Annotated in this window: 15 protein-coding genes; 8 read left to right on the top strand and 7 right to left on the bottom strand. The window is 64.7% G+C overall.

What is annotated here, in order from left to right; all coding sequences use genetic code 11:
• Positions 1–55: 55 nt before the first annotated feature.
• From A5791_RS17930 to A5791_RS17915, 4 genes are all read right to left on the bottom strand, one after another.
• Complete coding sequence (locus A5791_RS17930) at positions 56–1,180, bottom strand: NAD-dependent epimerase/dehydratase family protein (RefSeq protein WP_067239686.1); 1,125 nt, start codon at positions 1,178–1,180, stop codon at positions 56–58.
• Positions 1,181–1,243: 63 nt separating this feature from the next.
• Complete coding sequence (locus tag A5791_RS17925; protein WP_067239684.1) at positions 1,244–1,492, bottom strand: exodeoxyribonuclease VII small subunit; 249 nt, start codon at positions 1,490–1,492, stop codon at positions 1,244–1,246.
• Entirely contained in the window at positions 1,482–2,735 is a 1,254-nt protein-coding gene (gene xseA / locus A5791_RS17920; protein WP_067239682.1) for an exodeoxyribonuclease VII large subunit, read from the bottom strand. The genes A5791_RS17925 and xseA overlap by 11 nt, the downstream gene beginning before the upstream one ends.
• Positions 2,732–3,322 carry a lipid droplet-associated protein gene (locus tag A5791_RS17915; RefSeq protein WP_067239680.1) on the bottom strand — a complete coding sequence of 197 codons (591 nt, stop codon included), beginning with the start codon at positions 3,320–3,322 and terminating at the stop codon, positions 2,732–2,734. Before A5791_RS17915 ends, xseA begins: the two co-directional genes overlap by 4 nt.
• Positions 3,323–3,411: 89 nt before the next feature.
• Here A5791_RS17915 and A5791_RS17910 point away from each other — a divergent pair, with 89 nt between their 5' ends.
• Positions 3,412–4,410 carry a 4-hydroxy-3-methylbut-2-enyl diphosphate reductase gene (locus tag A5791_RS17910; protein ID WP_067239678.1) on the top strand — a complete coding sequence of 333 codons (999 nt, stop codon included), beginning with the start codon at positions 3,412–3,414 and terminating at the stop codon, positions 4,408–4,410.
• A gap of 6 nt (positions 4,411–4,416) precedes the next feature.
• Here A5791_RS17910 and A5791_RS17905 read toward each other — a convergent pair whose 3' ends face one another.
• Positions 4,417–5,565: a DUF6542 domain-containing protein gene (locus A5791_RS17905; RefSeq protein WP_067239676.1), complete on the bottom strand. Its 1,149-nt coding sequence runs from the start codon at positions 5,563–5,565 to the stop codon at positions 4,417–4,419.
• A gap of 127 nt (positions 5,566–5,692) precedes the next feature.
• Between A5791_RS17905 and ychF the strand changes: the two genes are divergently transcribed.
• The 5 genes from ychF to A5791_RS17880 all read left to right on the top strand — a co-directional run bounded on the left by ychF (position 5,693) and on the right by A5791_RS17880 (position 9,809).
• On the top strand, positions 5,693–6,766 hold the full coding sequence (gene ychF, locus A5791_RS17900) for a redox-regulated ATPase YchF (protein WP_067239769.1): 1,074 nt from the start codon (positions 5,693–5,695) through the stop codon (positions 6,764–6,766).
• Positions 6,767–7,008: 242 nt separating this feature from the next.
• Positions 7,009–7,356, top strand: a complete 348-nt coding sequence (locus A5791_RS26100) for a hypothetical protein (protein ID WP_082966998.1) — start codon at positions 7,009–7,011, stop codon at positions 7,354–7,356.
• Positions 7,357–7,927: 571 nt separating this feature from the next.
• Positions 7,928–8,500 carry a glycoside hydrolase gene (locus A5791_RS17890; RefSeq protein ID WP_067239672.1) on the top strand — a complete coding sequence of 191 codons (573 nt, stop codon included), beginning with the start codon at positions 7,928–7,930 and terminating at the stop codon, positions 8,498–8,500.
• 452 nt (positions 8,501–8,952) lie between these two features.
• Positions 8,953–9,474 (top strand): OsmC family protein, encoded by a 522-nt coding sequence (locus tag A5791_RS17885; RefSeq protein ID WP_067239670.1) that lies wholly within the window; start codon positions 8,953–8,955, stop codon positions 9,472–9,474.
• A gap of 11 nt (positions 9,475–9,485) precedes the next feature.
• The gene (locus A5791_RS17880; RefSeq protein WP_067239668.1) at positions 9,486–9,809 is read left to right on the top strand and encodes a putative quinol monooxygenase; all 324 of its coding nucleotides are present in this window, start codon (positions 9,486–9,488) and stop codon (positions 9,807–9,809) included.
• Positions 9,810–9,867: 58 nt separating this feature from the next.
• Here the strand turns inward: A5791_RS17880 and A5791_RS17875 are convergent, their stop codons facing one another.
• Entirely contained in the window at positions 9,868–10,599 is a 732-nt protein-coding gene (locus A5791_RS17875; RefSeq protein WP_067239665.1) for a guanylate cyclase, read from the bottom strand.
• Positions 10,600–10,792: 193 nt separating this feature from the next.
• Between A5791_RS17875 and A5791_RS26095 the strand changes: the two genes are divergently transcribed.
• Positions 10,793–10,966, top strand: a complete 174-nt coding sequence (locus A5791_RS26095) for a hypothetical protein (RefSeq protein WP_156661440.1) — start codon at positions 10,793–10,795, stop codon at positions 10,964–10,966.
• 6 nt (positions 10,967–10,972) lie between these two features.
• Here the strand turns inward: A5791_RS26095 and A5791_RS17870 are convergent, their stop codons facing one another.
• A complete protein-coding gene (locus A5791_RS17870; RefSeq protein WP_067239663.1) occupies positions 10,973–11,806 on the bottom strand; it encodes an adenylate/guanylate cyclase domain-containing protein in 834 nt (277 codons plus the stop codon).
• A gap of 88 nt (positions 11,807–11,894) precedes the next feature.
• On the opposite strand from A5791_RS17870, the gene A5791_RS17865 reads away from it, so the two are divergent.
• Positions 11,895–13,304: a glucose-6-phosphate dehydrogenase gene (locus A5791_RS17865; protein WP_067239661.1), complete on the top strand. Its 1,410-nt coding sequence runs from the start codon at positions 11,895–11,897 to the stop codon at positions 13,302–13,304.
• The last annotated feature ends 4 nt before the right edge of the window (positions 13,305–13,308 follow it).

Genomic DNA, 13,308 nt, shown 5'->3' with positions numbered 1-13,308 from the left:
ACTTGCAGAATGCGTCGCCAGTTGCACTTTCGCGGCCGAGCCGCAGGGGCGTCCGCTACTCCGGCGGGGGCGCGGTGACGACCGACGCCAGGTGGGGCTTGGATGCCGCCCTCACCTGCTCGAAAAGGTCGACGTAATAGGGCAGGCACTCGTCCATGGCCTGCTTGGTGGTGAACAGCGGACGGTAGCCCAGATCGCGCTGGGCCTTCGCGATGGAGAAGTAGTTGTCGAGGTAAAGCCGTTCCACCGCAAGAGGTTCCAAAGGCGGCTTAGGTAGCCCGAACTTGAAGTGCAGCCACTGCCACACCTTCATCACATCGCGCACCAGCCGGCCCGACACCCGCATCTTCGGCCACGGCTGCCCGCACGCCGTGACGACCGGCCGCGCAAACTCGAACATGTTGATCGGCTCACCGTCGTTGATGAAGTAGGCCTGCCCGGGCGCGGTGCCGCCCTCCACCAGATGCTCGCCGGCCAGGATGAAACCGTGAATCAGGTTGTGCACGTAAGAGTTATCCAGCTTGGCGTTCTTGCCACCGACCAGAACCTTGACATGGCCGGCCACCACGCTTTCGAACAACTTGCGGAACATGGTCTGATCCCCGCGGCCCCAGATGCCGCTGGGCCGGATGGAACAGGTGAGCAAGCCGTCGACGCCGTTCTGGGACAGTACGAACTTCTCGGCGACCACTTTGGTTTCGGTATAGAGGTCGGCGAACCGGTCGGTGTAGGGCATTGTCTCGTCACCGCCGGAGATCCGCTTGCCGCCCATCACCACGCTGTTCGATGCCGTGTAGACGAACCGTTTCACACCGGCCTTTTGCGCTTCGTGCACCAGGTTCTTGGTACCGCCGACATTCACCGAGTAACTGCGATTGCGGTATTCCTCGCTCACCGACGACCCACCCATGAGCTCGATGATCGCCGCGGTGTGGAAGATCGTGTCGATGCCGTCCACCGCCGCGGCGCAAACGGCTGCGTCGGTGATGTCGCCTTGCAGCACCTCGAGCTTTGGATGCTGTGGCAAGGGCGACGGCGCGCGGTCAAAGGAACGTACCTGGTGCCCGCGGTCGAGCAGCGTGGTCACCAGGTTGGCCCCGACGAAGCCGGAGCCGCCGGTGACCAGGACTTTGCCGAGGTCGGTTGTCAGCGATGCATCACCCATAGTGTCGCGAAGCATAGTCGAAAATAACTGAAACGTGTTCCAGTTTGGCCGGAAAATTCTCTGGCTCGCCGGCCCGGATCACCGTTCCTCGGGCTGGCTGCCGCCCAGCGCGTCGGCTATTCGCTGACGTGCGCCGGCCAGGTGCTCTTCGCACCTTTTGGCCAGCTGCTCGCCTCTTTCCCACAGTTTGAGCGACGCATCGAGATCTAGCCCACCCTGTTCAAGCAGGCGTACGACTTCGATCAGCTCGTCCCGGCAATCTTCATAGCCAAGCTGACTAATAGGCGTAACCGAAGCGGACTCAACGCTTTCTCCCTCAGGAACCATCGGTGCGCCCTTCGCTTACCGCCGACACCGCGCCGTCGGCGACCCGAACCCGCAGGCGAGTACCTGCCGGGGCATCGTCCACCGACCGCAACACTCGCGTCGGCCCGTCAACACCGGCCGCAACCGTCTGCACCACGGCATATCCGCGGGCCAAGGTGGCCGCCGGACCCAGCGTGGCCAGCCGCGCGGACAGATGACCGACGCGTTCCGTCTCTGCGGCGACCAACCTGTTGATGTCGCGGCGAATCGCCGACCGGGCCCGGTGGATCTCGTCGGCGCGGGTGGTGATCGCGGTCAGTGGCGCCGCCAACACCGGGCGGCTGCGCAATTGGGCCAGCGTGCGTTGCTCCCGGGACACCCAGTTGCGCAGCGCCTGAGCACTGCGCCGGCGCAGCTCGTCGACGAGCTGTTGCTCGGCGGCGGTATCCGGGACGACCCGCTTGGCGGCGTCGGTCGGGGTGGCGGCGCGCAAGTCGGCGACCAGATCGCACAGCGGATTGTCGGGCTCGTGACCGACCGCGCTGATCACCGGGGTCCGGCAGGCCGCGATCGCGCGGCACAGCGTCTCGTCGGAAAACGGCAGCAAATCCTCCACGCTGCCGCCGCCACGAGCCAGCACGATCACGTCGACGTGCTGGTCCTGATCGAGTTCACGCAGCGCCTCGACGATCTGGGCAACGGCGTTAGGGCCCTGCACGGCGGTGTTGCGGACGGCGAAACGTACCGCCGGCCAGCGGGCGGTGGCCACCGTGGTCACGTCGCGCTCGGCAGCGCTCGCGCGTCCGGTGATCAGACCGATCATGTTGGGCAGGAACGGAATTGGCCGCTTGAGCCGTGGGTCGAACAGGCCTTCGGCGTCCAGCAGCCGGCGCAGCCGATCGATGCGGGCCAGCAGCTCGCCCACCCCTACGGCCCGAATTTCGCTGAGCCGCAACGAAAATGTTCCTCGCCCGGTGTAGAAGGACGGCTTGCCGCAGACCACCACCTGGGTGCCTTCGGCCAACTTCACCGGTGCGCCCAGCACCAAATCGCGCGAGCAGGTCACGGTCAGTGACATGTCGGCAGCCGGATCGCGCAGCACCATGAACACCGTATTGCTGTTGGGCCGCATCGTGATCTGAGCCAACTGACCCTCGACCCACACGATGCCCAGCTTGTCGATCCAACCTGCGACCCGAATGGCCACTGCGCGAACCGGGAACGGATTCTCGGCGGAATTCGGCACCGAATCCAATCGCGTCACTTCGCGTTCGCGCGGGTGATCCTGTTGGCGAGCAGCGTCTGGAACGGTGCGCGGGCCTTGGTGGCCTGTTCGTAGGCCAGGAGGGCTTCGAGTTCGTCGACATGCAGCGATTGCAGCCTGGCCCGCAACTGAGCCAGCGTCAGCGCCGGGTAGTCGAGCTCGGTCGCCACCGCCGGCACCTCAACCGCCGGCTTCGGCCCCGACCTCTTCGACTGCTTGGATAAGGGCTCGGTCGGCGGGTCGGACGTATCGGAAACCGAGTACAAGGCGAACCGGCCCTCCGCGCGGCGATCTCCTTCGCCGGCGTCGGGCAGCGCAGTGACAGTCCTGTCGCCTTCGAGCAGATCTTCGTCGAACGTCGCCCACTCCGGCTGCTCGTCCTTGGGCGGGAAAATCGCCTCGAGGGTGCTGTCGCCCTTGATCACCAGGTCAGCCAAGTTTTGCTGAAAACGCATCACCAGGTGCGCGGCCTGGCTGGCCAACGTCATCGGGTACATCAGGATGGTTCGCGGCAGTTTCTTCGTCTCCTCGACGGCGACTGTCGCCGCGCCGACCAATAGCCGAAGCCCATACGGTGCAGTAGCCATGGCCCCAAGCCTGCCTCAAGCGGCCGCTAACGCCAAGCTGAGGGCCGTGAACTGGCCGGGCCGCGTCGGCAGTAAGTACCCTGAATGTCATGCCACCCACTGTCGACATGGGGATTCCCGGTGCGAGCAGCTCCGTTGTCGACGGCCCAGTCCGTAAACGGGTGTTGCTGGCCGAGCCGCGCGGCTACTGCGCCGGTGTGGATCGGGCTGTCGAGACCGTCGAGCGTGCGCTGGAGAAGTACGGGCCGCCGGTCTATGTGCGCCACGAGATAGTGCACAACCGGCACGTGGTCGACACGCTGGCCAAAGCCGGTGCGGTGTTCGTCGAAGAGACCGACCAGGTTCCCGAGGGCGCCATCGTGGTCTTCTCCGCCCACGGTGTCGCGCCGACGGTCTACGCGGCCGCCGCCGAACGCAACCTGCAGACCATCGATGCCACCTGCCCGCTGGTCACCAAGGTGCACAACGAGGCCAGGCGCTTCGCCCGCGACGACTACGACATCCTGCTGATCGGCCATGAGGGCCACGAGGAGGTCGTCGGTACCGCGGGTGAGGCACCCGATCACGTGCAGCTCGTCGACGGTGTCGACGCCGTGGCCGACGTGACGGTGCGCGACGAGGACAAGGTCGTCTGGTTGTCGCAGACCACGCTGTCCGTCGACGAGACAATGGAGATCGTCGAGCGCCTGCGCCAGCGCTTCCCCAAGTTGCAGGACCCGCCCAGCGACGACATCTGCTACGCGACCCAGAACCGTCAGGTCGCGGTCAAGGCGATGGCCCCTGAGTGTGAGCTGGTGATCGTGGTCGGCTCGCGCAATTCGTCGAACTCGGTGCGCCTGGTCGAGGTGGCGCTGGGTGGCGGATCGCGCGCCGCCCATCTGGTCGACTGGGCCGACGATATCGACCCGGCGTGGTTGGAGGGCGTCACCACGGTGGGCGTCACCTCGGGTGCGTCGGTTCCCGAGGTGCTGGTGCGCGGCGTGCTGGAACGGCTGGCCGACTGCGGTTTCGACGTGGTGCAGCCGGTGACGACGGCCAACGAGACGTTGGTGTTCGCCCTGCCCCGGGAAATCCGGAAAGTTCTCTGAGCCGGCTTAGAAGTCGTACTCCCAGGATTCAGCCTGGTGGCGGCGTGGCGCGCGGGGCCGGCCCCGACGCTCGGCCCGTGGGTCGTCCGGACGCTCGTCCCGCGATCCGCGGTAGCGGACCTGCGATATCGGGTGGTGCGTCGGGTTGGCGCCCTGCGACCCACCCGGTGCGGCGCGACGCCGCGGCTGCTCATAGGACTCGTAGCGAGAGAACTGCTCTGGGGGTGGCTCGTAGCTCTCGTAAGGATCCAAGCGGCGGCTCGGCGGTCGCTCGTAGGAACCGCGGCGTCCGTAAGAGTCCCGACGGCCTTCGCGCGGCGGCTGGCTTCGTCGGTCTAATGGATCTGGCTCCGCTTGCGGCCGGGGACGCCGGGACCGGCGGGGCGGGTCGGCAGCGTCGAAGTCTCGCGGACGCTGCTGGGCACGGCGACGTTGCCGCCGCTCGACCGCCGGGTCGTGCTGTTCTTCTCCGGCGCGAGAATGCCGGGACCGGGTGCGGTCCGGGCGCTGGGCGGAACGAGTACCGCGCGCCGCTCGGGCGGGTTTCTGAGTGGTTCTGGAGCTACGTCGGGCGGTGCGTGGCCGGGTCGAGGAAGTCTCGTCTTCGTCGTCGTCTGAGCTGCTGAGCATCGATGCGAACTTCGCGGCGAAACCGCTGAGCACGGACTTCGGCTCGGTGCGGGTAGTGGTGCCGGCTTTGCCGTCAGTGTCGGCAGCAGCGGGCCGGTGTGTCATGCCGAAGTACCACCTGGCCAGGCCGATCAGCAGCACGACGCCGGCGGTGCCCAACATCAAGGGAAACCGCTCGATGAGCGGATAGCCGCAGTTGATCAAAAGGTCTTTGAGCTTGTCGATCTTGGCGCCGTGGAACAGCCAGTAAGCGCCGGGCACCGCGCAGAACAGAATCAGCGGAGGCTGGATGACCGCGGTGAACACGCCCGACTGCCGCACCGCCAGAACGGCGATCACGCAGCCGGCTATATAGCAGGCTGCGAAGACGTGGGTGAGCTCCTTGTGGCCGGCGTCGATGCCGTACCCGATGACGGTCGCGCAAACGGCAATCAACAGTGCCCCCCACCACGGCACACCTGCCACATTGGGGAGGATTGAGCGGTGGGCAGCCTCTACTGCCGACCTTTCCCGCTGCGGTGACACACGTTGACCGTACCGGCAATAGGCCCAAAGACTCGTAAATACCTTGTCAAGACCAGGGTGTGGCATGTGGCAGCACTGCTGCACGGCGTCGGGGGGTTTCGCCGTCGAGCCCTACACTTGGTTCTTCGTGAGCTTGAGCCTGGGAATCGTGGGTTTGCCCAACGTTGGTAAGTCGACGCTGTTCAACGCGCTGACCCGCAACAATGTTGTGGCGGCCAACTATCCGTTCGCCACGATCGAGCCCAACGAGGGAGTGGTGTCGCTGCCCGATCCGCGGCTGGACAAGCTCGCGGAGCTATTTCATTCAGAGCGCATCGTTCCGGCGCCGGTGACGTTCGTGGATATCGCCGGCCTGGTCAAGGGCGCCTCCGAGGGCGCCGGGTTGGGCAACAAATTCCTGGCCCATATTCGCGAATGCGACGCCATCTGTCAGGTGGTCCGGGTGTTCTCGGATGACGACGTGACGCATGTCGCCGGGCAGGTGGATCCCAAATCGGATATCGAGGTGATCCACACCGAGTTGATCCTGGCCGACCTGCAGACCTTGGAGCGGGCGCTGCCCAGGCTGGAGAAGGAAGCCCGCAACAACAAGGAGCGCAGGCCGCTGTACGACGCGGCGCTCGCCGCACAACAGGTGCTGGACGGCGGGACGACGCTGTTCGCGGCGAATATGGACGCATCGGTGCTGCGGGAGCTGAACCTGTTGACCACCAAGCCGTTCCTGTACGTCTTCAACGCCGACGAGGCGGTGCTTACCGACGCCGCGCGCGTCGCCGAACTGCGTCAGCTGATCGCACCCGCGGATGCGGTGTTTTTGGACGCAGCGATCGAATCGGAGCTTTCCGAACTCGACGACGAGTCGGCGGCTGAGCTGCTCGAGTCGATTGGCCAGACCGAGCGGGGCCTAGATGCGTTGGCACGGGCGGGTTTTCACACCTTGAAGCTGCAGACGTTTTTGACCGCGGGCCCAAAAGAGGCGCGGGCGTGGACAATTCACCAGGGCGACACCGCCCCCAAGGCTGCCGGGGTGATCCACAGCGACTTCGAGAAGGGCTTCATCAAGGCCGAGATCGTGTCCTACGACGACCTGATTGCCGCGGGTTCCATGGCCGCGGCCAAGGCGGCCGGCAAGGTCCGGATGGAGGGAAAGGACTACGTGATGGCTGACGGCGACGTGGTCGAGTTCCGGTTCAACGTCTAGCGTCAGTGCGTTGACTGTGCGTTGACGGCGCGAGTCACTCGAACTTTTGCACCTGGAGGGCCGCCGGCCGATAGAGGCAGAGGCGATGAGCCGGGCGCTCGACGGACGGCACTCGCGTCGACGAAGGAGCGACGACACGAGGTGAAATGAAATGCCCACTTGCTTGAAGTCTTTCTAAAGGAAATTCTTTGGAGATGGCGACGTCGAGGCAAACGAGACCGTGGGTGAGGCGGTTTGCGAACATGCTGGTGGCCGGCGGGGTGGCGCTGTCCGCTTTTGCACTGGCCGGCGGCCCCGCACCCCGGGCCCAGGGGGCTCCGCCCCCTGCCCCGAGCTATCGCTGGTGCCCAGGTGATCCCTGGGACCCGGGCTGGGGCACCGTATCGGATTGGGACTGGAACCAGTGCCACGAGTGGCAACGCGCGGGAGGCCCTTTCGGTCCGTCGGGCTGGGGGCCCTGGGGTCCCCCGCCGCCGTGGGCGACACCGCAGCCACCTCCACCGTCGTGGGCGCCCGGCGCTCAGCTGATGTGGAACCCGACCGCCAACGGCTGGGGGTTCTGGAACAACAGGATATGGACTCCGATCTGATCTGAAGTCCGCTCTCGCAATGGCGCGCTCATCGTCCGTGACGGCGCCGCCACGCCCCGCGCCGAGAAGGCGAGTCACACCAGCCTCGTCAGTTACATCAGCCTCGTCAGTCCCCAAAAGGTTCGACCAATTGATCCCGAAGTTGCTATCACCCGCGATATCACATTCCAGAATCGTCATGCGGCTCCATCGTCGGTACTGGAGTGACAGGTGTGACGAGCCATTCCGGACGGCCCCAACGGCGGTCACGGCACGGTTGCACCGGAGCTCGCGGAAAGCCGGTCAAAGCCAGCCGTTCGCCTGAATAGACCTGATGCGGAATTGCAGCGTTTGCCAGCAGGAATCCATGACTCGTCTGCCACGCTTGCTTCTACCCGGTCAAGCGTCCTAAATCTTCGTGGCTCCGCTATCCAGCGCATTTTGCTACGACTGGTGGTTTCATTTCTGTTTCAAACGCTACATTCAACCGCGATAAGTTTGCTGTATACGACGCACGCCATTGTCAAATTCAAACGTGATTAGTGCCACAAACTTTGGTTACCTATACATGTTATTGGTAGCGTCCCTTTCCATGATTGCTGTTGCTACGCTGTTGGCGCTTGTCAATCAAGTGTCCGGCACTCCGTATATTCCGGGTGGAGATTCTCCCGCCGGGACCGACTGTTCAGGGCTTGCTTCGTGGATATCGAATGCGGCGACCGACAGGCCGGTTTTCGGAAACAGGTTCAACACCGGGAACGAAGAAGCGGCTCTGTTGTCGCGCGGCTTCCAATATGGAACCGCTCCCAACGCGTTGGTGATCGGCTGGAACGGTGGCCACACCGCGGTGACCCTGCCCGACGGCACGCCGGTGTCCAGCGGTGAACGCGGTGGCGTCCACATCGGTGGTGCCGGCGCCTACCAGCGCGGATTCACCCACCACATGTTCTTGCCGATGGACGACGTCGAAGGCCTGCCGCCGGTCGACGAGCCACCGGCGCCCGTACTGGTCGATGTCGCAATGCCGGCCCCCGCACCTGAGGAGGCCCCCGCGCCTGACGCACCGCCCGCGCCGCCGGAACCCCCCGTTTTGGTAGATGCGGCAATGCCGCCTCCGGCGGGCGAACCCGCGCCGATGGGTGACCCTGACATCGCAAATACGTAAACAAATCGCCGACGGATGTAATGCTCTATCCGAGAGCACTTTGCGATACAGATCACATTCGTCGGCCATAGTTACCGAATTAGGCCGGAGCCGCCGCTTGTGGGGAATATCACCATATTCTCCCAAGGGGCGGCTTAACCGGTTTTAGCCACCACTAATTCCGATGCTGCGTAGCGGTGATGGGGAATTACGGGCAATCTCATTCCTGCGGTGACGGCGAATCCGGCAATTGTCGCGGTCGGCTCACACCAGGCATCAACGCCGAACGCCACGCGATACTGCGGTGATGGCGCCCATCCTGCGGCCAGTGCGTGGTCAGGAGTCGCATGCGCGCCATGGCCGCAGTCTCGGCGACACGGCCTCACCGGGCCGAGATTCGGTTCACGTCGATCGGGAGGGTCGCATCACCTGGCGGCGCTCCTTATCATCGCCACGACAGAAGGAGTACTGCCGTGACAGCATCGACCACTCATCTGGGCACCCTCATCGCCGCCACCGATGCACTCGTCACCGCCGACAAGTCGAAGGCTCAGGTCGTCTTTCAGGCTTCGGCCACCGCGCACGACGCCGTGGCCAGCACGGTCACCCTGGGCGAGTACCGCGTCGAAGTCGACGAGCCGCCGGTGCTCGGCGGGGAAGGCAAGGCGCCCAACCCGGTGGAGTACTACCTGGCATCTCTGCTGTCCTGTCAGATCGTGACCTGGCGGTTCTGGGCCGAAAAGCTGGGGATCGCGGTCGACGAGCTCACCGCGCATGCCGAGGGCGACCTCGATGTGCAGGGCTTTTTCGGTTTTGATGACGCCGTCCGCTCCGGATTCCACGAAGTGCGGGTGGTGGTGAAGGTGACCGGGCCCGAGACGCCGGAGCGATACCGCGAACTGCAAGAGGCGGTCGACGCGCACTGTCCGGTCCTGGATCTGACCCGAAACATCACTCCGGTAACCACGCGCGTGGAGATCGCCCGAACCACGTAATCTGAGCGGCCATGATCTTCATCGTCGTCAAGTTCGAAACCAAACCCGAATGGACCGAGCGCTGGCCGGATCTGGTCGCGTCGTTCACTGCGGCGACTCGCGCCGAAGAGGGCAATCTGTGGTTCGAGTGGTCGCGCAGCCTGGACAACCCCGCCGAGTACGTTCTGGTCGAAGCCTTCCGCGACGGTGACGCCGGCGGCGCGCACGTCAACAGCGATCACTTCAAGCAGGCGATGCAGGAGTTGCCGAAGGCGCTGAAGTCCACGCCCAAGATCATCAGTCAGACGGTCGACGCGACGGGCTGGTCGGCCATGGGGGAGATGACGGTCGATTAGCCACTAGCTCGATGGTGGCGACCCGCCGCGCCCGGCTACGCCGCGCTCGCGATCGCCACTAGCTCGATGGTGGCGACCCGCCGCGCCCGGCTACGCCGCGCTCGCGATCGCCACTGACGGCGACGGCGATTTCATTGCCCAGCCGATAGCCCGGCGCCAGCGGCAGCGTGTCTCCGCTCCAGAACTTGCCCGGATCGAACCAGTTCGTGTCCTTGTCCGTGGCGAGCAGTCCCATCTCCTCGTAGGTGATCGCCACTGTCTCCGCACAGTAGGCTGTCTCCACGCTCATCTTGCGCTCTTGCCTGCGTCGCTTCGTCTGCTCGCGAACCTTCTTGTCCACCACCGGGATTCCTCTCACCCAGTCGTTGATCGTCGGCAGCCGGCCGCGGAACCAACGACCAGTTAGCCGGGCCGCGGTCGGGAACGGCGTGCCGTCCATCCGCGCGATGACGCGCAGCAGTTCGTTCTCCTGTTGGCGAGTGGCATATGGCGTCAACTGACGCAACCAGCACCGCTGGTGGTAGCGGTCGGTCCACTGCACCACGGCGTGTCGAAGATCATTGAGCTGAACGCCACGGTGATTGGTGCCGGTCCATATGTCGACGAGCTTGTCGCCCAGCTCGGCGTGCCAGATCAGCGGCGGCAAGTCGTCGATGGCGACGGTCATGCCGACGTGATTTACGGGGGCGTTCGTCAACGTCTGGATGGCGCGGTCGGGTCGTGAGCCGCCGCGGAACAGCCACAAGTCGCCGGTGCGGGTTTCTTCGAGCGCCTGATCGAGAGTCAGCATGTTCGGCTAAGCCCGTTCCTCGCTTCGGTTTTCGTCATTTTGGACGGTGAGAACTTTGCGTGCAAATGCAGCTTCAGCCCATGCTCCGGTGACGACGGCGAACTTTTCGCGAAGGGTGCGCGGGGAGTTCAAAAGGTCAGCCTCTCGCAATGTCGGCACCGTGAGCTACGTGCCGCAGAATAGCCTGTCAACCATGCGCAGCATTTGGAAGTGGATCGGACTGGCGGGTGTCGCAGGCGTCGTCGCCGGTGGCGTGTTGGTAGCGCGTGATCAGCGTAAGCGTCGGGCATATACGCCCGACGAGGTTCGGGCCAGGCTGCACCAGAGGTTGGCCGAGTCCGAACAGGAGAGCCCTCCATCCAAATAGGGCCGGTCAGTCCGACTCCGGCTCGGCGTCTGCTTCCACCGCGAACAAGCGGTAGCTGCCGGAGAATCCTTTCAACTCGACATCGCGGCCTTCGTCGAAATAGATGTCCTCGCACTTGTTGACGGCGTCTCGCACCGGTTGGCTCACTAAGATCTCTCCGCCGGCGGCATGCGCCGCCACCCGTGCCGCCATTGCGACGTTGCGCCCGAACAGGTCGTCACCGCGGCGCACCGAGCGGCCCATGTGGATACCTATCCGCACCCGAATATCCTGAATATCCTTGTGGCGCCTGCGTTTTGCACCATTGAGCAGCGCCTGCTGGACGTCAATTCCGCATCGCACGGCGTCCTCGGCGCGGGCAAAGGCGACCATGAACCCGTCACCCTGGCTCTTCACCACATGTCCGCCCCGGTCTTCTACGAGTTCGTGAACAAGCTTGTCGTGCGCGGCGATCAGCTTGACAAACGCCCGGTCGCCGATCCGTTCGTTCAGCGCGGTGGACTCCTCGATGTCGGAGAACAGAATCACCACCCGGCCGTCGGGAGTGATTCGGGCCAGGTCGGGCCGCTCGACCTCGGCCCAATCGGCGAGATCTTCGATCGAGCTGCGCACGACTGCGCCGAAGCCTTCGGTGCGCATCAGGTTGGCGGTTTGCCACACGGTCTTGACGGCTTCGCGCCCACCGGTCAACAGCCGGGTGCGCGCATCGGCCCGTTGCCGCAATTTCTCGACCTCTTGACGACTGCGGGTGAGCAGCCGCCACAGCACGACGAGCCCGCCGGCCTCGATCGCGGCCACCGCGGCCAGGACGTAGACCGCGATCTGCTGCGCGTCACCCACGTCGGCCCATCCTTCCAGGGCCGATTGGGCGGAGCGTTTCGGGCCTATAGCCTTCGGCTATACGGACTGACATTCGGGAGGTGCGGTTGTGGCCGACGACGACGATAGTTCCTCAAACCTGCTGGTGATCTTCGGCATCACCGGCGACCTCGCGCGCAAGATGACGTTCCGGGCCCTGTACCGGCTGGAATCCCGGGAAATGCTGGACTGCCCGATCCTGGGTGTGGCCAGTGACGAGATGAAAGTCGACCAATTGATCGAGCGGGCCCGGAAATCCATCAGCGACGCCGGCGAGCAGATTGACGACGCGGTGTTCGACCGGCTGGCCGGCCGGCTGGACTACATACACGGCGACGTCACCGACAGCGAGCTTTACGACTCGCTGGCCGAGCTCATCGGTTCGGACTACCGTCCGCTGTTCTACCTGGAGATGCCACCGGCACTGTTCGCGCCGATCGTCGAGAACCTCGGCCATGTAGGACTGCTGGAGCGGGCACGCGTCGCCGTGGAAAAGCCGTTCGGCCACGACCTGGAGTCCGCGCGCGAACTCAACGACCGGCTTCACGCGGTGCTCGACGAAGACCAAATCCTGCGGGTGGATCACTTCCTGGGCAAGCAACCCGTCGTCGAGTTGGAGTGTCTGCGGTTCGGCAATACCGCGCTGGCCGAGTTGTGGGACCGCCGCAGCGTTTCCGAAATCCAGATCACCATGGCCGAGGACTTCGGCGTCGAGGATCGAGGCAAGTTCTACGACAAGGTGGGCGCGTTGCGCGATGTGGTGCAGAACCATTTGCTGCAGGTGCTCGCACTGGTCACGATGGAGCCTCCGGTCGGGCCCAGCGCCGACGACCTGAACGACAAGAAAGACGAAGTCCTGCGCGCGATGCCGGCCTTGCAGCCCGAGCGTTGCGTGCGCGGCCAGTATCGCGGCTACACGGACATCGATGGCGTGGCCAAGGATTCGCGGACCGAGACTTTTGTGGCGCTGCGGACCGAAATCGACAACTGGCGCTGGGCCGGAGTGCCGATCTTCCTGCGCGCCGGTAAGGGCTTGCCGCACAAGGTCACCGAGGTGCGGCTGTTTCTGCGCCGGGTCCCGGCGTTGACCTTCCTGCCGGACTGCCGACCGGCCGAGCCCAATCAGATCGTGCTGCGCATCGACCCCGACCCCGGCATGCGGCTGCGGATCGCCGCCCAGGTGGGCGACGACTGGCGTCCCGTCCATCTCGACTCGTTGTTCTCCGAGGATCTCGGCGAGCCGGTGCGTCCGTACGAGTTGCTGTTGCACGCCGCCATGACCGGCGATCACCAGCTGTTCGCCCGCGAAGACAGCATCGAACAGACCTGGCGCATCGTGCAGCCACTGTTGGACGAACCGAGCGAGATCCACGAATACGACCTCGGAACCTGGGGTCCACAGGCCGCCTCGTCGCTGCTGAGTGGTCACCACGGCTGGAAAGAGCCGTGGCTGCCCCGCAACGCCGAAACAGGGAAGTAAGGAG

The sequence above is a fragment of the Mycobacterium sp. 852002-51163_SCH5372311 genome (assembly GCF_001667115.1).
Taxonomy (GTDB): Bacteria; Actinomycetota; Actinomycetes; order Mycobacteriales; family Mycobacteriaceae; genus Mycobacterium.
Note: the sequence above shows the minus strand (reverse complement) of the source record. Positions and strands in the feature narration are given on the sequence as shown.